This is a genomic window from Microcoleus sp. C2D2 (assembly GCF_036702495.1).
Lineage (GTDB): Bacteria > Cyanobacteriota > Cyanobacteriia > Cyanobacteriales > Microcoleaceae > Microcoleus.
In genome coordinates this window covers 94,118-116,574 of the sequence record NZ_JAUBTO010000005.1, presented here as the reverse complement: position 1 = coordinate 116,574, position 22,457 = coordinate 94,118, and the positions used below count along the sequence as shown (strand labels likewise).

Sequence of the window (22,457 nt, the reverse complement as noted above, 5' to 3'; positions counted from 1 at the left end):
TACTATTTTGTTGATATTCCGGACATTACTTCTTGGGAACTTACTCGCTCGTCTCCCAGTCGAGCGGCGCAGCTTTAATAATTATAATAAACCGCCATTACTATATTGCTTTAACCATCTTTAAACAGTAATTCTATGCAAGGAGCCAAAGTTCAGCTACCTCGCTCTCCGGCTCGCGGCGTGCGGCGTGACCCAGATTTTAACCAATAAAGTGCCTGAACTTTTTGTCGGGCGAGTTATCGTTCGCTGTCGCTGTAGAATTATTTTTAACTCAGTTACAGTTGCCTCAATTCTTTCTTGGTAGTTTACTTTCATAAAATCATCTTTAAACACTCAGGCTCTTGTAGCATACTTTTGAGAAACTGGTATAACTCGGCTAAAATATTTTCTTTATTGATAAATTTATTGACATAAAGAAAATATTTTGTTATAAGGTAAAGACCTTACTAATTTTAGGTTAGAGGTTTCCGACGGAAAAAACACCGTCAGCCATACATTCTTATTTTGACAGATGGTGGTCAATTTGACTGCCTCTTAAACTATAAAACCCTGACATCGGGAGTTTAAACATTATCCAGCCGGATTATTGGGTGCAAGCGATCGAAAAAACCTCACGCAGATGTCGGAAAACTCTCTCCGGGCGAGGTTTACAATCAATTACCACACAATTTTTGACGGCGACTTATGATGAAATTTCCTGGATACCAAATTCTGGCACAAATCTACGAAAGTGCTAATTCCGCAGTCTATCGAGCTAGCCGAGAACAGGACGATCGAGCAGTTATCCTCAAGGTACTCAAAGAAGACTATCCTACACCTGCGGAACTCACTCGATACAAACAGGAATATGAAATCACTTGCAGCTTAGATCGAGAGGGGATAGTTAAGACTTATGGATTAGAACCATATCAAAGAACATTAGTCATCATCCTTGAGGATTTTGGTGCATTCTCATTCAGACAACTGCTCGACAGTCATATTGAGTCAAATTCTAACTTTTCTCTCCCTGAATTTCTCAAAATAGCCATCAAAATCACTGAAATTTTAGGTCAAATTCACAGCAGCAACATTATCCACAAAGATATCAACCCCTCCAATATCGTCTTCAATCCAGAAACGGGAATTCTCAAAATCATCGACTTTGGCATTTCCACTCAGTTAAGCCGCGAAAATCCTACCCTAAAAAATCCCAATGTTTTAGAAGGGACTTTAGCCTATATGTCGCCGGAGCAAACGGGACGGATGAACCGTTCCCTAGATTACCGCACGGATTTTTACTCCCTCGGCGTCACCTTCTACGAACTACTTACCGGCAAGCTACCATTTGAGTCTGCTGATGCGCTCTCATTGGTGCATTGTCATCTTGCTAAAGTGCCGGTATCGCCTTGTGAGATTAATTCAGAAATTCCCAAAGCGGTTTCAGATATTGTGATGAAACTGATGGCAAAAACGGCAGAGGAACGGTATCAAAGTGCTTGGGGACTCAAAACAGATTTGGAGAATTGTCTATCTCAGTTACAGAAAACAGGAAATATATCTTGCTTCTGGCTCGCATCCAAGGATATTTCTGATAAGTTTCAAATTCCCCAAAAACTTTACGGACGCGAGGCAGAAATTGAAACTTTACTAACAGCTTTTGAGCGAGTAGCAGCAGGGGGCGGACGCTCCCCCCAACCCCCCGTTCTTCGGGAGACTTGGGAAAATTTGCCCGGAGAAGAGAATACCGCAGCATCCTCGGGGTACGAGAGGGCGATCGAAATGATGTTGGTAGCGGGTTATTCCGGTATCGGAAAATCATCCCTAGTTGCCGAAATTCATAAACCAAATACTCGACTGCGCGGCTATTTCACAGAAGGGAAATTTGACCAATTTCAGCGGAATATTCCCTACTCAGCTATTGTCAGCGCCTTTAAGGGATTAGTGCGACAACTTTTATCCGAAAACTCTTCACAGCTTGCCCAATGGCGAGAAAAACTTCTAGCAGCATTGGGTGCTAACGGACAAGTCATTATTGATGTAATTCCCGAAGTAGAACTGATTGTCGGCAAACAGCCACCCGTGCCTGAGTTAGGTCCAACCGAGTCGCAAAATCGCTTTAATCTCGTCTTTGGTCAGTTCATCCGAGCATTTTGTACAAAAGAGCATCCTTTGGTTATTTTTCTGGACGATTTGCAGTGGGCAGACTCTGCCACTCTCAAGTTGATCGAACTGATGATGGTGGATAATGAGACGCAATATCTCTTCCTAATTGGGGCGTATCGGGATAACGAAGTCAACCCGCTTCATCCGTTAATGATGATGCTTGATGGGCTGCGTAACCGGGGAGCAACTATCAACTTTATTACCTTAGCACCGTTAGAATTAGAACATATCAATCAGCTAATTGCTGATACATTGCATAGCGACACTAAGTCGGTAAAACCTTTAGCAGAACTGGTTCATCGGAAAACAATTGGCAATCCATTCTTTGCCAATCAATTTCTGAAAACCCTGCACGCCGAAAACTTAATAACTTTTGATTTTCAGCGTCACGCCTTCGTGTGGGATATTTCAAACATTGAAGCACAGGACATTACTGATAATGTAGTGGAGTTGATGATTGGCAACTTGAAGAAACTGCCAGAATCCACACAGCAAGTTTTACGCTTGGCAGCTTGTGTCGGGGCTTGTTTTGATTTAACCACTATCTCTATTGTTTGTGAAAAATCCAAAGAGGCCGTTTTCCCCGATCTGGTGACGGCAATTCAATCAGGATTGATTTTGCCCACCTCTGAGTTAGATACTCAACTGTTAATTCAGGATTACAAGTTTCTGCACGATCGAGTTCAACAAGCAGGGTATGCCTTGATTGATGAAGCGCAAAAAACAGCAGTTCACTTACAAATTGGTCGGCTACTGTTGCAGAATACAGATCCGAAAGCCGTATCAGAGGAGATATTTGAAATCGTCGATCACCTCAATCTAGGCGTCGAAATTGTGACCGATCGAGCCGAACGAGATAAAATTGCCCAACTAAATTTGATGGCAGGCAAAAAAGCTAAAGCTGCAACAGCGTATGTGGCAGCCGTTGACTATTTGAATACAGGACTAAACCTACTAAATGTAGATAGTTGGCAGAGTAACTATGGCTTAACTTTAGCGCTACACGAAGAAGCCGCAGAAGCAGCATATCTCAATGGCGACTTTCCAAAAATGGAACACCTGGCAGAAGTAGTATTAAATCGTGCTAAAACTGTGCTGGACAAAGTAAAAGTTTATGATGTAAAAATTCAAGCGGCTGGTGCACAAAGTAAAATAAAAGAAGGAATTCAAATTAGCCTTATTGCACTGACACAGTTAGGGATAAGCTTACCAGAAGATCCGAGCCAGTGGGATGTTCAAAGAGGACTCGAAAAAACGGCTTCACTCGTTGGCGATCGAGACATTGAAGATTTAATTAACCTACCTTTAATGATTGAACCGGATAAGCAGGCAGCCCTACTTATCTTTTCGAGTATAGCTGCTAGTGCTTTAGCATCTGCGCCAGCACTGTTTATACTTATGATGTGCGAACAGGTGAATTTATCTATCAAATATGGTAATTCACGTTGGTCTCCATTTGTTTATGTTGGTTACGGATTAATTTTGTGTGGGGTAGTTCAAGACATTGATTCTGGTTACAGTTTTGGTAGATTGAGTTTAAAGTTACTTGAGTTGCTAGATATCAAGGACATCAAGTGTAAGACATTGCAGGTGTTTGGAGGCTTCGTAATCCATTGGAAAGAGCATTTCAAGGAAACACTGCCTACTCTGATTGATGCCTATCAAAGCGGGATGGAAATGGGAGATTTTGAATATGCTGGCTACTCGGCATTTTTAAATGGCTATCATTCATATTTTATCGGTCACGAACTTACTGAGATAGAACAAAAAATATCGAATTATAGTAAAGCCATTAGTCAAATAAGGCGGGAAAGACCCTTTAATTGGATCGCAATATTTTTGCAGGCAGTTCGTAACTTACTGGGCCAGGAAGAGAACCCTACTTTATTAAGTGGTGATGCTTACAATGAAGAGCTAGCACTCCCCCTTGCCATTGAAATAAATGACAGAATTGAGTTGCACTGCTTGTATCTAAATAAGATTATCCTCTGTTATTTATTTGGTGATTATCGTCAAGCTGCACAAAATGCTGTTTTGGCAGAACAGTATTTGGGTAATGTGACAGCCTTGATGGCTGTGTCGCTTTTCCATTTCTATGATTCTCTAGCTCATTTGAGCGTATTTACTAATGCTTTAAATTCTGAAAAAGAAGCTTTGCTTAATCGGATTAACACTAACCAAGAAAAGATGCAAAGATGGGCGCATCATGCCCCGATGAATTTTTTGCATAAATTTTATTTGGTAGAGGCAGAGAAGGCGCGGGTCTTGGGGCAAGTTGTTGAAGCTGAAGAATTTTATGAACGAGCTATATCTGGTGCTAAGGAAAATGAATATATCCAGGAAGAAGCATTAGCTTATGAATTAGCCGCCAAGTTTTATCTAGAGCGTGGCAGGACAAAGATTGCCCAAACTTATATGAAAGAGGCACACTACGCCTACACACGTTGGGGAGCCAAAGCTAAGGTTGAGGATTTGGAAGCAAAATACCCGCAGTTACTTCCCAAATCATCTGCCACTAGAAGCATTACCTCTACCTCGACGACAACTATCAAGTCCACAAGTGGTAGTCAGTCAGGTGAAGCGTTAGATTTCGCCAGCGTCATGAAAGCCTCTCAAGCCATTTCCGCTGAAATTGTGCTCGATAAGTTACTTGCCAGCTTGATGAAGATTCTCATCGAAAATGCTGGGGCGCAAACAGGCTTTCTGATTTTGGACAAAGCAGGGCAATGGGCGATCGAAGCCTCTGGGGAGGTGGATTCCGATCGCATCAACGTATTGCAGTCAATCCCCATTGACAACCGCTTACCCGCATCGATCGTCAACTATGTTGCCCGTACAAGAGAAACAGTTGTCAAGAACGATGCGGCAAATCAAGGCAAATTTACACTTGACCCATACATCAAAGCGAATAAAACCAAATCTATCTTATGTGCGCCGCTGATTAATCAAGGTCAACTGGGCGGCATTGTCTATCTGGAAAATAATCTCACCACAGAAGCCTTTACCCCCGACAGATTGGAAATTATCCAACTATTATCGGGGCAAGCGGCGATCGCGATCGCCAATGCCAAACTCTACGCCGAAGTTAAAGAAAGCGAAGGACGGTTGACTCAATTCCTAGAAGCAATGCCTGTGGGTGTCGCTATCCACTCACCAACAGGACAACTCCACTATGCCAACCAGACAGCACAACAGTTACTCGGCCTCAACATAGCACCAGAATCCAAAACCGAGCAAATAGCCAAAGGATATCAAATTTATCGTGCCGGCACCCAGGATTTGTACCCCACTGACCAACTGCCGATCGTGCGTTCCCTAGCCGGTGAAGCTGCCAAAGCAGACGATTTAGAACTTCACCAACCAGATAAGATACTTCCCTTAGAAGTTTCCACCACGCCAATTTTTGATGATACAGGCAAGATTGCATATGCGATCGCCGCTTTCTTCGACATCAGCGATCGCAAACAGGCTCAGAAAATTCTCGAAAACTACAACCGAACTTTAGAACATCAAGTTGCCGATCGGACTCGGGAATTGAAAAACACCCTCGACACTCTCCAAGCCACTCAAAACGAGCTAATTCAATCGGAAAAAATGGCTGCCCTCGGACAACTGGTGGCCGGGGTAGCCCATGAAATTAACACGCCTTTGGGAGCAATTCGCGCCGCGATCGGCAACACGGATAAAGCCTTAGAAGCCTCGTTGTTTCAACTGCCCCAACTGTTGCCCCAACTCACCGAGCAACAGCAAGCCGACTTTTTCAGCGTCCTCAAACAAGCTCTGAGCAGTCAATCCAGCCTCAGTACCCGCGAAAAACGCCAAATTAAACGCACGCTGACTCAACAGCTTGAATCTCATCACATTGCCAATGCCAAACAACTGGCTCACCTGCTAACAGAAGGAGGAATACATCAGAGTTTTGACTCTCAACTGTCTTTGCTGCAAACGGCCCAAGCCAATCAAATCGTACAAATTGCCTACGATATCGCCCGCCTGCAAGCCAACAGCCAAAACATTAACAACGCCGTCGAACGAGCTTCAAAAATAGTCTTCGCCCTCAAGAGCTACGCTCGTTACGACCACACTGGGGAAAAACGATCGGTTCAGATTACTGACAACATTGAAACCGTGCTCGAATTGTATCACAATTATCTCAAGAAAGGTGTCGAGGTCACTCGTCACTATCAACCCGTTCCAGAGATTCCTTGCTATCCCGACGAACTCGTGCAAGTGTGGACAAACTTAATTCACAATTCAGTTCAAGCTATGGATGGCAAAGGGACGCTGGAAATCGGCGTGCATCAGAAAGAGCGAAATATTGTAGTAGAACTCACAGACTCGGGTTGTGGGATTTCTCCAGATATTCAAGAGCGAATTTTTCAACCTTTCTTCACTACCAAACCAGCAGGAGAAGGGAGCGGTTTAGGGCTGGATATTGTCAGAAAGATCGTGGAAAAACATCAGGGAACAATTACTTTTGCCTCTGTGTGTGGCAAAACTACCTTCACGGTGACACTGCCTATGGGGTAATATAGATGACAAAATCAATGATTTTTTTAAGCTCGTCTTTGACTGCCATTTCATATCATAAGCTAATCCGCATTTAAATCGCATGGTAAAATAAATTTTTCCTCTTGTGGGGTGGGCAGGAGAGCCCGCCCTCAACATACAATTTAAATGCACAACAGCTTATCCGGTCGAGTGACCGTAACAAAAGAGGTTTGTAGTGAGGAATGCGCGTCCGCATTTTGCTCAAATCCGTAACAAAGAACTGAAGTCCATAGTACAAACATATAATGCTTAGATGACCGGACATAATCTCAATTCGATAACCCTAAAAATATGACTGAAGTAGCAATTCTCTGTGTTGATGATGAAATAGTTATCCTAGAAGTTCTTCAAGAGCAAATTAGCCGTCACTTTGGCGAGCAATTTTTGTATGAAGCTGCCGAAAGTGGTGAGGAAGCTCTAGAAATTATTGAAGAGCTAACTGACGGGGGAGTCAAGATTGTTGTAATTGTCTCTGATTGGTTGATGCCCGGAATGCGGGGAGACGAGTTTTTAGTTCAAGTCCACCAGCAATTCGGCGATATTACAAAGATTCTGTTAACCGGACAAGCCGATGGGGAAGCTATTGAACGAGCCAAGCGGGAAGCTAATCTGTACTGCTGCATTCATAAACCGTGGCGGCAAGAAGAGTTGCTCGAAACCATCACAACAGCCCTGAAATTAGGATGAACGAACTAGCAATTCTTGTGGTAGATGACGAACCGATGCTGTTGGAAGGTCTTGCTGAGGAATTACAAAGAAACTTCGGTCAAGATTACCAGATTGAAGCGGCCCAAAGCGGTGAAGAAGCCCTCGAACTTCTCGAAGAACTGCAAGCAGAAGGTATCGAAACTGCTGCGGTTGTTTCTGACTATCTGATGCCGGGAATGAAAGGCGACGAACTCCTCTGTCAGATTCATGCCCAATATCCCAATGTATTGAAGATTATGCTCACAGGTCAAGCCGCAGCAGATGCAGTGGGCAATGCTGTGAATTCAGCTAATCTCTACCGTTATATTGCCAAACCCTGGGATGCTACGGATCTCCATCTGACGGTTAAAGAAGCTCTCAGCAAGTATTGGCGAAGCAAAAAACTCGAAGAACAGAATGCTCAACTGCGGGAAAATGAACGTCGGCTGACTCAGATTTTAGAAGCAATGCCCATTGGTGTTACAGTTCACGATAATGCGGGAAAAATAACTTATGCCAATCAGAAAGCCAAGGAATTACTCCAGCTAGACATTTTACCTGAAACCAAAATCGAGCAAGGTTCAACGGATTTCAAAATTTATCAGGGGGGAACTGAGGAATTATATCCCGCACAGAAATCGCCGATCGTGCGCGCTTTAGCCGGGGAAACAGTTCGTGCTGAGGATATCGAAATTCGTTACCCCGATCGGATCGTTCCTTTAGAAGTCTCGGCTACACCCATTCGGGATAAAAAAAGCAAAATTTCTCAGGCGATCGCGGCTTTTCATGATATCACCGAGCGCAAACAAGCTGAAGCTGAACGAGAACAGTTTACCCAAGAATTGTTCCAACTTAATGAATCTTTTTCCCGATTTGTTCCCCGTCAATTTTTGCAATTTCTGGCTCGAACAAATATCAACGAAATTAAACTGGGAGAATCTATTGAGAAAAAAATGTCGGTTTTGTTTGCCGATATCCGTGCTTTCACAACCCATTCGGAGCAAATGACCCCAGAAGATACGTTTAAGTTTATCAATGGCTATCTCCGGCGCATGGAACCTGCAATTATTGAAAATAGTGGTTTTATTGATAAATATATTGGTGATGAAATCATGGCACTGTTTGAAGTGAGTGCCGATAGTGCGGTGAATGCAGGAGTGACTATGTTGAAAATCCTCGCTGAATACAACCTCAGCCGACAACTGCTCGACCGCCAACCCATAGAAATTGGCATTGGCATCAATACAGGAAATTTGAGGCTAGGAACAGTAGGCGGTAACTTTCGCATCGATACCACCGTCATTGGCGATGCAGTTAATCTCGGTTCGCGCCTCCAACAATTAACAAAAGTCTACCAAGTTCCGTTTCTGATTTCCCACACCACCTTAGCTGGGATCGAAGAACCGATGAAGTATGCCCTGCGCTTCGTCGCTCAGGTGCAAGTTCGAGGAAAATCTCAAAAAGTGGGGGTGTTTGAGGTATTTGAGGCCGATCCTCCAGCCCAAAAACAAGCTAAATTGGAAACGAAACCGATTTTTGAATTAGCTTTGATTCGCTACTATCAAGGCTCGATCGAGGATGCCAAATTCCTGTTCGGTATGTGTTTGGAAAGAAATCCCAGCGATTGTGTTGCCCAAAGCTATCTGAAACGGTGTGCTTAACCCAAACTTACTCCCTGCAGGGAATATTTTATCGCTCGAAATGATATTTTATTTGCCAAGATAACCCGTGAAAAATACCTCAAAACTAAATTGTACGTCTTTCGGATAAGCTGTCGCGCATTTTAATTGTATATTCAGGGCGGGCGGGACGCCCACCCCACAAGAGTTTGATTGTTCTTTAACATACAATTTAAATGCCGCAACAGCTTAGCTCGAACCGGATCTTGTGGTACAATACGATCGAGAAAAGCTACCATAAGCGAGAAAAAACAATGACTAACGTGAAACCAAATCGTACCGTGCGGCGGGGAAGATTGTTCCCCGAAATTCAATGGTCAGAAGAAAAAAAAGCCCAGTGGCGAGCCGAAAGAGAAGCATTTTATCAACGCTGCAAACCCATTTTCGATCGCCTAAAACCAGAATTGATTAAAACCCACTACAACTGGTACATGGCGGTTGAACCCGACAGCGGAGACTATTTTATCGACAAAGATGATATGGTGGCTACCAAAATGTGCCGCCAGAAACACCCAAATGCTATCCCGTTTCTTTTCCGCATCAACCATACAGGGGCGTGCGGCACGATATGATTGCAGGAAGATTTGGTGATGAAGACGAGCTATTTTTTGAAGTAGAATTGATTGCTGATAACGGCTTAGAATTACCTGTTGATGTCCTACTAGATACAGGTTTTTCTGGCTGGCTAGCAATGGACAGTCAGGATTTAGAAGGGCTTGATTGGATTTATATTAGGCGACAAAAAATGCGGACAGCTAAGGGAGAATTCAATTTCGATATTTATGCAGGAAAAGTACGTATAGATGAGCAAGAGTTTGACATTCCCGTTCATGTGGGTGACGGAGTACCGGAAATTTTAATCGGTCGCCAGTGGCTGAAAAGTCGGCGGTTAGTAGTTGATATGTCTGCGGGTATTTTGACATTGGAAGCTAGTTAAAAGCAAGATGAATTTAAAAAGTTTTGACATAGTAATAGTAGGAGCAGGCCCAGCAGGCGGCCACTGTGCGAGAATGCTAGCCAAATCCGGCCACAAAGTCTTGCTGGCAGAGCAAAACGATAATTTTAATAAAAATGACTTTTCCAGCGCCGCCACGCCTCTAGAAACCCTTTCTAAATTCAATTTACCCGAATCTGTTATCGGCAGTTTTTGGCACAAACTTACTATTGAAACTACCAAAGTCAGTCAAAGTTGGGAGTCTCCCGAAAGCTTGGGAGTTGTTCTCAACTTTGCTAAATTTAGAGCATTTTTGGCCAGCGAAGCTGAGCGATTTGGCGGTGAAGTTTGGCTTGGTTATCGCTACACCCGACATTCACAAGCCAAGGGCGAAACAACCGTAGAATTTAAACAGTTATCCGACGGTCAAATTATCACAGTTAGCACGAAAGTATTGGTTGATGCTACTGGCTTTGCTAGGGCGATTATGTACGAAAAAGAGAAGGATAAGCCAGATTTTTTGTCGGGAACCGGAATCGAATATTTAATTGAAGTAGAGCCAGAAGTTTACAATAAGTACAGGGGTGATTTAATCTTCTTTTTGGGCGATAAATGGATGCCGAAGGGTTATTCCTGGATATTCCCAATGGAACCAAACAGGCTGAAAGTTGGTGCTGGTCGCATTTTTTTAGATCCGAAAACGGTGAGGCATTTGTCACCGCTGAAAAAATATATTGATTTACTGATTGATGAATATCTGAAGTCTAAAAATTATAAAATTATTGACAAACACGGTTCGACGCTGAAGTACAGTCCTGGTTTGAAGGATATTTATTGCAAGGATAATATAATTGCGATCGGTGATACTGTCTCGACAGTAAATTTTTTGGGCGGCGAAGGGATTAGACACGGGATGGATGGTGCGGAAATAGCGGGGAAATATATTCAAAGCTATTTGGAGGGGAAAATCTCAGATTTTCGGGATTATGAGACGGAAATGCACCGCAAGTTTGATAAGAAATGGAATATTTCAGAAAGGTTGGCGGTGAGAAAATATATCGATGATGTTAATGATGAACTGACAGATAAAATGATTTCTTATTTAAAGTATATGAAAACTGAAGATGTTATGGATATTTTATTTAATTATAAGTTTGAGAAGATTTCCCGAGGGTTAGGCGGTTATTTGCAGCGGAAAATCAAGGGATGGATTAAGCAATTTCACTTGTAAGGTGCGTGAGTAGACAGATTGTTAGTTGAGGGAAAAATCGCGCTGGCTGATGCACCCTACAAATCTAATTGTAAGGTATTTTCTGCTGTAACTTGAAGGCGCGGCAGCGACAGTAAAGCATCGTCAAAGCTGCTAAAACTTGACCTATATGATACACCAAAAGTATACCCACTCGCTCCAATTAAATGCGCTACAATTGGATCGACATCCCCGTAAGGATAGGCAAAACATTTAACAGATTTCTCTAATCCCCGTTCCAAGATAGCACGGGATTTCGCCCCCTCCCGCACAATTTCTGTCGGCGACAATGGAGTCAGAGGTTGATGAGTAGCAGACATAGAACCGAATACAATCCCTGCATCCTGCAGTTGCCAAATTTCCGGCCATCCCATTAGCTGCACTTCTTCAAATTCGGCTTTTTCCCAACTATTTGTCTTTCCTATCGACTCGGCTACTAGAAAAAGAGTTGCTGTAAAATCAAAGCGTTTTAGCAGTGGCCAAGCATATTGGAAAAAGTCGAGATAGCCGCCGTCAAAAGTCATCAATACAGCTTTACCGGGTAAAGGAGTTCTAGCCTGTTTGGCGCTTTGCCAATCTTGCCAACTCGCACTGTAATACCCACGATCTTTGAGATATTGTAAGTGCTGTTCAAAAACCTGCGGAGTAATTGCCTCTAAACCGTCAGGAGAAATGCGGTGGTAGGCGAGAATCGGCAGCGTTTCTGTAACGCTATGATTGTCAAAAACTTGAGGTTTCACGGAGTGAGAAACTTCTCTATACGGCGCTTTTGGCAAAATGATTTCCGGTGCGTAAAATACTTGCTTTGGAAACTCGTTTTCTCGGGGAATTTGCCTTGTCGGTTCCCCCGCGATTGCCGCCGCTGACTCTATTTCCCGCAGCGCCGCCGCCGGGAGTGCTGCCCGGCGGCTGACACTCGTTCCAGCGGCACCCGATCGCCTGCCGAACATCACGGCATTTTGGGGGTAAATGCCCCCTGCACCGGGTGCATTCAACGAGTCGTGCAAATCCGGCCTTTGTTTAGCAGAAGAGGCTAAGCGCGATCGCAGCGACATCGTGCCGTTGAGGGGTTTTCCCAGCAAGGCTTCTCGCACTGTGGCGACGCACAACTCAAAACCGCTATTTAGAGTAATTGTCGATCGCAATTTTTGAGCAGAAACAAAATTATTTTCCACCGCAACAGTGACAATACCGACAGCAACGCCGCCTACTTTCACCAGCACGTCTATTTCCGAGAACTCAACTTTTATATTAGCAAATTCCTCGCTAACTTCTAAGGCAATCAATTTTTTTTCGATGGTAATTGTTGGGACTTCCTCTGCTATTTCTGGCTTGTAGAATTCCTCCAAATCCCAATCGGGACGCCCCCATAATTCTTGCAAAAATAGCGTCCACTCATTTTTATTCTGCAATGGTTCCAGCAAAGTTTCCGACAATTTATTGCCTTTTTCGCAGCTATTGCGTTGGAAGAAGCGATCGATAATTTGCCAAGCAAACTGGTCTGCAATCGCATCCGCCAACACCGAAGCCGCAACCATGCCCTCGCAGACTGGCAATTCAATAATACCGAGTTGGATTCCTTCTAATTTGATGGTACAGCACAGGATCTCGCATATTTGCCCAAGAGCGCAAATATCAGAAATTGGTTCGCTCACTTCCACCGCAACTTTCGAGGCAATTTCACCCTTTACTCGCTTAATCTTATCTAAAATAGATCGGATTTCATTTCTATTAAAATTTTTATGATATTTGTGAACGTTACTCGTTTTAATATCTCTCTCAATTCCTTTATGCCAAGGTAGATTTAAACTGAGCTTCGCGGCTTTTTCTTGATAATTAACGAGCATTTTGCCGTCATATTCAATGCCCAGAAATTTACAAATTTCTCCTAAAAATTTTGTTTTGTCGTCTAAAAGCTCCTCATATTTAACTAATATATGATTTGATTTATTAACATATTTGTGGCTAATTAACATCGCCTGTTCCCAGCGCTCGATACAGTGGTTTAAATCCCAACCAGGGCCCCACAATTCGTTAAGACTACAAGTAGCCTCATACAGAGAGGCTATTGTATCCATACCGTTTCGCAAAATATGTATGAATTTTGCATCCGGCACCAAGCGCTCTATGTCATCAATAAAATATATGTGTTCCGGCGTTTTTTCCAACCAAATGCTTTTGTTTTGTTCCGCAGCCAAACCATCCAAAACTCCGACAAACCAACTAGTTTTAGTTTCGACAGTTTGACTGTCATCAAAATATTTCAAAAGTTCAGGACGCTTAATCTCATCCTTAAAAAAAGCTTCCATCCTATTTGGCAACTTTCCCGCCAACTGATCGTACAGCAAATAGTGAAAAAACTTAGATTCAGGAAAAGAAATAACTTCGGGATGAGCGGCTAATAAACTTTGAAGAATTGTTGTGCCAGTGCGAGGGGCTCCGACTAAAAATATCCGTTTCATTTTTATACTTTATAAATTGTTTGTGAATGAGCTTTTTTTTATTAACCGCAGAGAGCGCAGAGGACACGGAGGAAGAGAATAAAGAGGTAGGATTCCTGTTCCTCTGTACCCTCTCTGCGGTTAAAAACTCTTTTCCTAAGTCCAAGTAAAATCCTCTTTTAACAATTCGGAAAGTTCCTGATTGTAAGGTTTGAAATAATCTGTCAATTGTTGTTCGATTTCTGGCGGCATTTTGCTGTAATCCTCGATATTATTAATTTCATATTCTTTAATTGCACTGGCACTAATGTCCAAGAAATCTAACACTTCTGAAAATACTTTGCCGGGAATTGCCTGAAAATTTTCGCTCTTGAGAATCAACAACTGTTCCCGGGGAAAATAGTCGAGCCAATTTTTGATTTGTTCGACATAAATTCCTCGCGACAAATAGGAATAATGCTGGTGATTGAAACTGTAATAACCCTCATCGGCTTTGATTTTTTCAATTTCACCTTTTAGCCGATCGGGTTCTGAAGCGATCGCCTTTTCAAAATCCAGCTTTTCGCAGCCGATCGCCACTTCTAAATGATAGTGCATCCACGCTCGTTTTACCGGGTTTCGCAACATTACAATCAGCTTAACATTTGGGCAAAACTTGTAAACCCGCTCGGCCACCAACGGATGATAAATATAGTAAGGAGTCATCTCCCACAGCAATACCTTATCACCCGCCACACTGCGCGTCAACTGCTTGCTGTACCACTCAAAACCGCGCTCGAAATTTAATTCAAAAAAGTGAATTTCGCGGGAACCTTCTTTAATAATTTGCAAGTAATTTGCGAGATAGCCGGATAGAGGTTCCGTGCCGCACTTTTGAGCGCCAATAATTAAAAAGTCTGGTTTCTGCTTATTTTTCAACTGAGTCGAAATCTTGGCGTACCCGGGATTATTCTTATTCATAGCGTGAGTTTGAGCGGCTGGTTCGGGTAAATCCGCCACCTGCATTTTGCCGTCAAATTCCCAGCGGTACGGCGGACAAAGAATCGTTTTTTGGTGTACAGTCGATCGCACGTACAGCGGATAAACGTGCCAGTGATAATCGTAGGCGTAAGCCCAACTCTTCTCGTAAACCCCAGCATTCACGTAATACTGACCGTTTCCTAAATCCAGCCTGTCTACGTGCAGGCGGATTGTGCCTTTACCGAACGCCAGCGGTAGCAACCGACCCATTTGATTAGTATTAGTGTCAAAACAGCTTTGGCCGTCTTCCCGGCTGATTGTCACGCCAAAAATAGCAGCAGCAATCGGCTTCGGCACAGAATAATGAATTTCAATAGTAATACCATCACCAGTATTTATCTCTTCATCCGGCAACACTTTGACATCCGTAATTTCTACTTCCAAAGAACCGAAGCGATTTTCATTAACTCGCAGTTGCGAACCCGTACTTGTAACTTCAGGAGGACGCATGGGAGTGCGTTTTTCAGTTTCCGATCGCCTGGACGACAAATACTGACCTGCAACCACTTCCGGTTCCCCGTAAGCCATGATTTCACCGGATTTTAGCCACAAAGCCCGATCGCACATTTTCTGAATTTGCGCCGCGCTGTGAGAAATCAAAACAATCGCACATCCTTGAGTCTTAAACTCCGTAATTCTGTTCAAACATTTAGTTTGAAAAGCCACATCACCAACCGACAAATGTTCATCAATTAACAGCACTTCCGGGTCCGTATGAACCGCCACCGAAAAAGCCAGCCGCATTTGCATCCCCGTACTGTAAGTGCGCATGGGGCTGTCAATAAACTGTTTCAACTCTGCAAATTCCACAATATCGTCAAATCGGCGCGCCGCTTCCCGGCGTGTCAAACCGGCCACCACCGCACCCACAAGCACATTTTCTCGACCAGTTAAATCCGAGTGAAAACCCGCACCCAAATCTAACAAACCGCCAATTCTGCCGTTAACTTTAATAGTTCCTTCCTCAGGGGTGCCGATACCACCGAGAAGTTGCAGCAGCGTCGATTTTCCCGCGCCATTCTTGCCGAGAATTCCCAGCATTTCCCCCGGAGAAACAGTGAAATTGATATCCCGCAGGGCCCAAAAACGCGCCTGCGGTTTCATCCGCCCCCAACCCGATAAAGCAGCCTCCATAATCGTATAAGGTCGATCGGCACTGTAGCGGTTGAAACGTTTCCCCAAACCCTTGACAACAATAGCCTGACGCATTTACAATTCCTCCACAAAAGTATTGCTTTGCCGTCTAAAAATTCCCAGTCCGATCGGCAAAATAACAGCCACAGCCAAGCTCATAATTAACAGCGCCTGCCAATCCGGCTGCGTACCTTTGAGCAGTATGGCGCGGTAAGCTTCGAGCAGTGGCACCATCGGATTTAACTGATAGAAAAGCTGAAATTCTTTCGGGACGCTGTTGAGGTCGTAGAAAATCGGAGTTAGGTAAAACAGCATCTGCAAAAGGACGCCCAAAGTGTGCTGAGTATCGCGAAAAGTGACATTCAAAGCGGCGAGGGGATAAGCAAAACCGACTGTCAAAACAAACTGAATAACCATCAGCAGGGGTAATACAAACAGCACTGAACTCGGCTGAACGCCATCAACTGCCAGAAAGATAATTAACACCGGCAAAGCTAACAGAAAGTGAATTAGCCCCGTCATAGTCGTGACTACCGGCAAAATTGCCGTGGGAAAATTCGGCTGTCTGATTAGCGCTTTATTGCTGGTAATTAATCCCGTTGCTTGAAATAATGCGGTTTGAGACCAACTCCAGATTAACAAACCGCTGAAAGCAAAGGAAGAAAATTGCGGAATGTTAATCGGTACAACAGAGCGAAACACAAAGGAAAATACAGCTAACTGCAACAGCGGATTGATTAAAGTCCAAGCAATCCCCAAAGTCGATCGCTTGTAAAGTAATTTCATATCGCGATCGACCAACACCCGCAGCAAATCGAAGAAATGAGCGATTTTGCGCCTGTCAACCAGCCTTGGAACACTTCTCACCGCACACCTCCGGCGACTTGCTCAGGTTCCGACTGTAGCTGCTCTTCCGGCTCAATTTCAGCTAACTGCTGCGCCTGCAACTGCGCTTTTCTGTAAGCAAAAGGACTGTCGAGAGCTCCCAGCAACTCGCTGACTACCAACTTGCGCGGCAGCCCACCCGGATCCCCCAAGCGGCGTAGCAGCCACCAACCGAGCCAATTAAAGATGGCAAATTTCAAAATTTCCAGGCGCGGCACAGTGCGGTTGCGATCGCACGTCAGCAAATAAGCCCCAAAACTCTGCCCGTTGTCCCGTAGCTGCTGACTCAAAGCATTGCCACTGCGTCTGTGTACCTTCCACACCAAGGCTCTCGGCTCATAAAAAGTCGCGTATCCCTTAGCCAAAATCCGGTGAAACATCTCAATATCCCCAGCGCCCCGAGTCGCCGCCCCCACATCCAAAGCCGGGTCAAAATTGCCAACAGCCTCGAACACTTGTACGCGGAAAGCCATATTCGCCCCAACGCCGTAATATTTCGCCCACAGCAACTCCCGCACCGAGAGCTTGCTACCCTCAACTTTAAAGCGGTGGAGGTATTGCACTATTCCCCCGTAACCGAATTCAAATTGAATTTGAGCCTCTGTTTCCAGTTCCGCCGGCGCCACCAAACCGCTAACTGCCATAATTTCCGGGTCAGCAAAGCCCGCAGCGATACCCCGCAGCCAACCCCGATCGGGCCGCATATCAGGGTCAATAAAAGCAATAATCTCGTGGCTGGCTTCAGCGATCGCGCGATTGCGAGCCCAGTTCAATCCTGGTCGTTCTTCCCTAACGTAGCGTACAGGCAATCCCGCGACCAATTCAGCGGTGCTGCTGTTGGCAGGAGCATTGTCTATAACGATAATTTCTCGGTTTGGATAGTCTAGGGCGAGAATTGCTTCCAGGGCATTTTTGAGCAAATCGGTGCGAGCGCGCGTGCAGATGACAACGCTAATGGGCGGCAGTTCTCGATCGAAATCTGCTGCTACCGGGGCTAACTGCTCTGCCAAACTGGCTCGCATCAACTCCTTGCCCATCTGCTCCACAATTGTTTGTCGCACTCGATCGGCCGAGATTGTTTGCTGCCAGGGATTGTTATCAACATAAGCCCAGCCGATCGGCTGTCCCCGGTAGCGAACCAAGATGCGGACTTTTTCATATCTTTCTAGTCCCCTAATCGGATTTATCTCTTCAGTAAACTCGATTTCAAGCACTTTTATTGCCATGAATTTCTCCTGAAAATACGACTTGAATAGGGCATGGGGCATGAGGCATGGGGCATTGGGCATGGGGCATTTGTTATTAGAAAAACTACTAACTCTGACCAATTACCGATTACCAATTACCGATTACCGATTACCAATTACCGATTACCCATTATTTAACTGCCAAAACACGCTCTTCCGAAGCAACAAAAGGCTTTGATTCGATCGACTCAGAACCGCGCGGCATACCGTTAACCGCGATCGCTCTCGCCAGCGGTTCCGCCAAATGCAGTGCCAGAATCCTTCGCAGGTGAACCCCTCGTAGCGGTTCGGCGCCGACTTCTGGAAGTATGTGACCGATTGTCAGTTTGCCGTAGTACAGGTAAATGCCAGCGGGTCTTTCGACATCAATCTTTTGTTCTGCTGCTTCCAAACCTTGCTGCAAGTCGATTTCTATTTCGTATCCGCCCAAATCTGCGCGGACCGGGCCTTCTTGTATAAAACTAGAAATGTTCGATCGAGTTTTCAACTCATCCATCACGCCCCGCAAGTACGAGTAACCCAGTAGTTTAGTCCGCAGCCACCGCCAAGTACCCCGCATCCCCACAGCTTCTAGCAAATCTAGCGACCGTCTCAGTCCAGCAGCCAGTAAATCTACAGCGGCCGGCCAGTAAAAAACCAGGGCGACCAAAATCTTATCGGCCAGAGAGTAGGGAGTTTCGTAATCCCCTACGTGCAGAGTCGGCTTGAGTTCCGGGTGTCGCTGACCGATTAAAACATACGATCGCCCTTCCTGGCGAGCTCTGCGAAAAGAGCGATCGAGATTGTTAGTTTCATGTTCGTAATGATACCCAACAGCATCTTCCGCCACAGCAAAAGATACGCCAGCTTTCAGCAATCGCACTCCCAACTCGTAATCTTCCCCGCCGCAGTTCCCGAAAGCCGAATCAAAGCCATCAAGACGGGCAAACAGTTCAGCATCGAAAGAAAGGTTGCCGCTGAGCAGATCTTGATAGGTGAATCGGTGATCGGGTTGCCTCATCTGATAAAATTTGTCTTCCCACCACGCTCGCACTTCCACGTCAAAAAACCTAGTTGCTCCTTGCATCTTAGGCGGATAAGGGCCCATGACCGCACAGCCCGGACGCTCTTGGTGAGTGCGAACGTGGCTTTCTACCAAAGGCGGCAGCGCTTCTATATCGTCGTCCAGAAACAGTAGCAATTGCCCGGTAGCCGAAGCCGCTCCCGTATTGCGGGCGATTGAAGCGCTTCCACAATTTACCTCGATCACATTTAGTTTAAACGGAGCTTTGTAGTCTTGCAGCATTGCCAAAGTATCGTCAATGCAGCTATCTGCAACTACAGTAACTTCCATGAGGTCGATCGGATAAGTCTGCGAGTGCAGTGCATCAAGCGCCCGTCGCAGCGAATAACTTCGGTTGTGACTAGGAATAATGACACTGACAGTAGGATTTTCCCTGTTCATTTTGTTAATGGGTAATGGGTAATTTGAGATTTGAAAATTGATTAGTAACTTTAATCTCCAATCACCAATCTGCTTTTCGTTAATTGAGTCGGGAATTGGTAATTGCGAATTGGGCGGCGAAGCAAAGCCAAGGGATTGAGGATTGGAGGTTACAACATTAATTATTACTTCATCTCGATGCCTTCTTGCTTCATTCCTATCTTCATCTCGATGCCTTCTTGCTTCATCTTTCCATCCGTTACTTCCGTTACAGAATTCGTTGCCGAACTTGCTTCTTGCTTCTTGATTATTGCTTTTTGATTCTTCCTTGAAATAAAATAAGCCATCGGGCCGCTAATGCAGCCTCGTAATTCAGCCAAAAGCAAATCACGAGGAACAGAACCCGGTTGCTTTCGCAACGAAGCAATTAGGTCAGGAATTTGTTTGTACCGCAGCCACCACCAAGCTAATAGAGGCGCGCTAAATTCTCTGTTGACCACAAATATCCGCGTCCAGAAAGCATAGACTCCGATTCCGTAGCATTGGAGCAACTTGCGCAGTTCTTCCCAGGTGCGCCGGTGGCGGTGCCAACTCAAGGCCGTCGGTTCGTAAACGATGCGGTAGCCAGCGCGCAAAATGCGGGCAAACTGTTCGCTGTCTGAACCGCACTTAGCGGGAGTACCCACGCCCAAAGCTTCGTCAAACAGCCCGATGCTGTCAATCGCACTTTTCCGCAAAGCCATACTCCCGGAAACCCCCACAGGATAAACAACCAGCGGATTGCATTGCGTCCCGTCAAAAACTCGGCGCTCGAAGCCCCGCCCGTAGGGGCTGTAGCGCTCGAACCATTCTTGCGCTTCCGTTTCCAGTTCTAGGGGCATCAGTAGCCCCGTGACACACATAACTCGCGGATCGTTGAAATTTCGCAACAGCGATCGCAACCAATTCCGATCGGGGGCAGCATCGTCATCTGTAAACGCTACGAATTCGTGTTTAGCTTCGCGTAAAGCTCGATTGCGGGCGGCGCTCTCGCCCGCTACATCTTCGCGCACATAGCGGATTTTTGGGTAATTTTTGACCAATTCACTGCTGGCCTCGGTGGCGGGACAATTGTCAATTACCAGGTATTCCTGACCATCATCAGGCAGCAGCATCAGCGCGTCTAGACAGCGCCGCAAATCTTCCGGGCGATCGCGCGTGCAAACTGCTACTGTGGCGATCGGCAATGCCTCCACTGGCCCCCGCTCATCCCATTCTAGAGTGTCGTAGAGCCAGTTTTTCCACAAGTTGTCACCAGCAGCATTCATCAGTTTTTCCCGTAATTCGTCACCGCCTTGGCGGCCTCCGACTACGGGCAAAAGAGCTTGACCGATCGGTTTTCCGTGCAGTCGAATTAAAATCAAGGCTTTGCTGTAACGCTCCTCAACCGTAATTTCGGGCGGGAGTTTGGAGATTTCCAGGTCAAGTATAGCTGTTGCCATTTTATATTTTATATTTGAGATTGTAGATGCCGAAAAAACCCTAGATACTCCGTATATTACCGGATGTATTTTAGCTGACATAGTTTTAGAGGATAGCAACTTCTCAATGCCATACTTGCTGATTGCCGATCGCGAATCAAAGATCAAGCCTCATTTTTGTTATTGCTTTTATTTATTTTTACTTTCAATGACCCGCTGATGTCAAGTTTTTTTCCAAGCGAATTTTTACCGCCAACGAGCTATCGTCGAGGCTTGTGTCAATTGCAGGTGTTATTGGCACTCTGCCGCCACCGGGTTTCGCCATTAATGCCAAATCTAAAAACCCGCTTTTTTAAGAAAACCCGGTTTGTGCGATCGCTCCTCATTTCAGCTTTAATGGCGATCGGGTACTATTCAAGGGCAACATGACATACCCAACAATTCAACACTCTCGCCCTTCCAACTTTCGCCCCTAGTAGTTCTCTAGCAATCCCAAGCCATTTGGAGAATATAGAGCCAGCCCCTGAAATACTCTTTTTTTATAATAAAGCCAAATGCTAAGTAGAACCGCATAAAAAACAATACTATCTTGTAGGGTCAAGTAGGGGCCCCTTTACCTAAGAATCACTTTTATACAAGCCACTTTATTAGTGTTCTCACTCGCCCGACCCACATTTTCGCGATCGCCCACATCAGCACCAACCGGCTCTCCTTTCATAAAAATAGAATAAAACTAGAAATTGCCGATCGACTTTTGAGCTCATCAATCACACCCCGCAAATACCAATAACCGCGCAACGAGAGTCCGCAACCACCGCCTTCCCGCATCCTCAAGCTTTCGAGCAAATCCAGGGATTTCCTCGCGGACACTGCCAGCCCATCCACAACCGCCGGCCAGAAAAACGCCATCGCCACCAAAATCTTGTCTACCAAAAAATAAGGAGTTTCGTAGTCTTTTATGTGCAGCATCGGTCTGAGTTCCGGGTGTCGGCGCCCGATCAAAACATCCGAGCGCCCTTCCTGACGACAGCGGCCAAAAGAGCGATCGAGATTGTTAGTTTCGTGTTCGTAATGATAGCCCACTGCGTCATCCGCCAGAACCAAAGATATATCAGCTTTGAGCAACCTCCGCCCAAACTCATAATCTTCCCCACCGCAGTTGCCGAAAGCCGAATCAAAGCCATCGAGACGAGCAAACAGTTCTGCATCCAGAGAAAGGTTGCCGCTGAGCAAATCTTGATAAGTAAATCGGTGATCGGGCCGGCTCATCTGATAAAACTTGTCTTCCCACCACGAGCGCACTTCCACGTCAAAAAATCTAGTTCCTCCCTGCAACTTAGGCGGATAGGGGCCCATAACAGCCGAGCCCGGACGCTCTCGGTGAACCCGCGCGTGGCTTTCCACCAAAGGCGGCAGCGCTTCGATCTCGTCGTCGAGAAACAGCAGCAATTGCCCGGTAGCGATAGCCGCTCCGGTATTGCGGGCGATCGAAGCGCTCCGGCAATTTACCTCGATCGCCTGCAGTTTAAACGGAGCTTTGTAGTCTTGTAACATTGCCAAAGTATCGTCTATGCAGCTAAGCTGTTGCGGCATTTAAATTGTATG

13 protein-coding genes are annotated in these 22,457 nt (G+C 45.3%); 6 read left to right on the top strand and 7 right to left on the bottom strand.

The genetic code is table 11. From position 1 onward, the window contains the following. The first annotated feature begins 684 nt into the window (after positions 1 to 684). The 6 genes from QUB61_RS03360 (at position 685) to QUB61_RS03335 (ending at position 11,224) form a co-directional block, all read left to right on the top strand. The gene (locus QUB61_RS03360; protein WP_333123601.1) at positions 685 to 6,672 is read left to right on the top strand and encodes an AAA family ATPase; all 5,988 of its coding nucleotides are present in this window, start codon (positions 685 to 687) and stop codon (positions 6,670 to 6,672) included. Between the two features lie 312 nt (positions 6,673 to 6,984). Beyond that, positions 6,985 to 7,380: a response regulator gene (locus QUB61_RS03355; protein ID WP_333123599.1), complete on the top strand. Its 396-nt coding sequence runs from the start codon at positions 6,985 to 6,987 to the stop codon at positions 7,378 to 7,380. Continuing rightward, a complete protein-coding gene (locus tag QUB61_RS03350) occupies positions 7,377 to 9,041 on the top strand; it encodes a response regulator (RefSeq protein WP_333123596.1) in 1,665 nt (554 codons plus the stop codon). The genes QUB61_RS03355 and QUB61_RS03350 overlap by 4 nt, the downstream gene beginning before the upstream one ends. Before the next feature lie 272 nt (positions 9,042 to 9,313). After that, positions 9,314 to 9,631 (top strand): hypothetical protein, encoded by a 318-nt coding sequence (locus QUB61_RS03345; RefSeq protein ID WP_333123593.1) that lies wholly within the window; start codon positions 9,314 to 9,316, stop codon positions 9,629 to 9,631. Beyond that, a complete protein-coding gene (locus QUB61_RS03340) occupies positions 9,628 to 9,996 on the top strand; it encodes an aspartyl protease (protein ID WP_333123591.1) in 369 nt (122 codons plus the stop codon). The genes QUB61_RS03345 and QUB61_RS03340 overlap by 4 nt, the downstream gene beginning before the upstream one ends. Before the next feature lie 7 nt (positions 9,997 to 10,003). Further along, a complete protein-coding gene (locus tag QUB61_RS03335) occupies positions 10,004 to 11,224 on the top strand; it encodes an NAD(P)/FAD-dependent oxidoreductase (RefSeq protein ID WP_333123588.1) in 1,221 nt (406 codons plus the stop codon). Positions 11,225 to 11,280: 56 nt separating this feature from the next. Here the strand turns inward: QUB61_RS03335 and QUB61_RS03330 are convergent, their stop codons facing one another. From QUB61_RS03330 to QUB61_RS03300, 7 genes are all read right to left on the bottom strand, one after another. Further along, complete coding sequence (locus QUB61_RS03330) at positions 11,281 to 13,704, bottom strand: sulfotransferase (protein ID WP_333123585.1); 2,424 nt, start codon at positions 13,702 to 13,704, stop codon at positions 11,281 to 11,283. Between the two features lie 135 nt (positions 13,705 to 13,839). After that, positions 13,840 to 15,912 carry an ATP-binding cassette domain-containing protein gene (locus QUB61_RS03325; protein ID WP_333123580.1) on the bottom strand — a complete coding sequence of 691 codons (2,073 nt, stop codon included), beginning with the start codon at positions 15,910 to 15,912 and terminating at the stop codon, positions 13,840 to 13,842. Beyond that, positions 15,913 to 16,704, bottom strand: coding sequence for an ABC transporter permease (locus QUB61_RS03320; RefSeq protein WP_333123577.1), 792 nt, complete (start codon positions 16,702 to 16,704; stop codon positions 15,913 to 15,915). Further along, positions 16,701 to 17,948 carry a glycosyltransferase gene (locus QUB61_RS03315; protein WP_333123576.1) on the bottom strand — a complete coding sequence of 416 codons (1,248 nt, stop codon included), beginning with the start codon at positions 17,946 to 17,948 and terminating at the stop codon, positions 16,701 to 16,703. Before QUB61_RS03315 ends, QUB61_RS03320 begins: the two co-directional genes overlap by 4 nt. 151 nt (positions 17,949 to 18,099) lie before the next feature. Then, positions 18,100 to 19,413: a glycosyltransferase family 2 protein gene (locus QUB61_RS03310; protein ID WP_333123573.1), complete on the bottom strand. Its 1,314-nt coding sequence runs from the start codon at positions 19,411 to 19,413 to the stop codon at positions 18,100 to 18,102. Positions 19,414 to 19,577: 164 nt separating this feature from the next. Further along, complete coding sequence (locus tag QUB61_RS03305; RefSeq protein ID WP_333123570.1) at positions 19,578 to 20,873, bottom strand: glycosyltransferase; 1,296 nt, start codon at positions 20,871 to 20,873, stop codon at positions 19,578 to 19,580. A 693-nt stretch (positions 20,874 to 21,566) separates the two neighbouring features. Continuing rightward, on the bottom strand, positions 21,567 to 22,445 hold the full coding sequence (locus tag QUB61_RS03300; RefSeq protein ID WP_333123567.1) for a galactosyltransferase-related protein: 879 nt from the start codon (positions 22,443 to 22,445) through the stop codon (positions 21,567 to 21,569). Positions 22,446 to 22,457 lie beyond the last annotated feature (12 nt).

Excerpts from the sequence above, each read along its gene's own strand:
- QUB61_RS03300 (WP_333123567.1), bottom strand. The coding sequence starts at position 22,445 with ATGCCGCAACAGCTTAGCTGCATAGACGATACTTTGGCAATGTTACAA.
- QUB61_RS03305 (WP_333123570.1), bottom strand. The coding sequence starts at position 20,873 with ATGGCAACAGCTATACTTGACCTGGAAATCTCCAAACTCCCGCCCGAA.
- QUB61_RS03330 (WP_333123585.1), bottom strand. The coding sequence starts at position 13,704 with ATGAAACGGATATTTTTAGTCGGAGCCCCTCGCACTGGCACAACAATT.
- QUB61_RS03335 (WP_333123588.1), top strand. The coding sequence starts at position 10,004 with ATGAATTTAAAAAGTTTTGACATAGTAATAGTAGGAGCAGGCCCAGCA.
- QUB61_RS03340 (WP_333123591.1), top strand. The coding sequence starts at position 9,628 with ATGATTGCAGGAAGATTTGGTGATGAAGACGAGCTATTTTTTGAAGTA.
- QUB61_RS03315 (WP_333123576.1), bottom strand. The coding sequence starts at position 17,948 with ATGGCAATAAAAGTGCTTGAAATCGAGTTTACTGAAGAGATAAATCCG.
- QUB61_RS03350 (WP_333123596.1), top strand. The coding sequence starts at position 7,377 with ATGAACGAACTAGCAATTCTTGTGGTAGATGACGAACCGATGCTGTTG.
- QUB61_RS03355 (WP_333123599.1), top strand. The coding sequence starts at position 6,985 with ATGACTGAAGTAGCAATTCTCTGTGTTGATGATGAAATAGTTATCCTA.
- QUB61_RS03360 (WP_333123601.1), top strand. The coding sequence starts at position 685 with ATGATGAAATTTCCTGGATACCAAATTCTGGCACAAATCTACGAAAGT.
- QUB61_RS03310 (WP_333123573.1), bottom strand. The coding sequence starts at position 19,413 with ATGAACAGGGAAAATCCTACTGTCAGTGTCATTATTCCTAGTCACAAC.
- QUB61_RS03325 (WP_333123580.1), bottom strand. The coding sequence starts at position 15,912 with ATGCGTCAGGCTATTGTTGTCAAGGGTTTGGGGAAACGTTTCAACCGC.
- QUB61_RS03345 (WP_333123593.1), top strand. The coding sequence starts at position 9,314 with ATGACTAACGTGAAACCAAATCGTACCGTGCGGCGGGGAAGATTGTTC.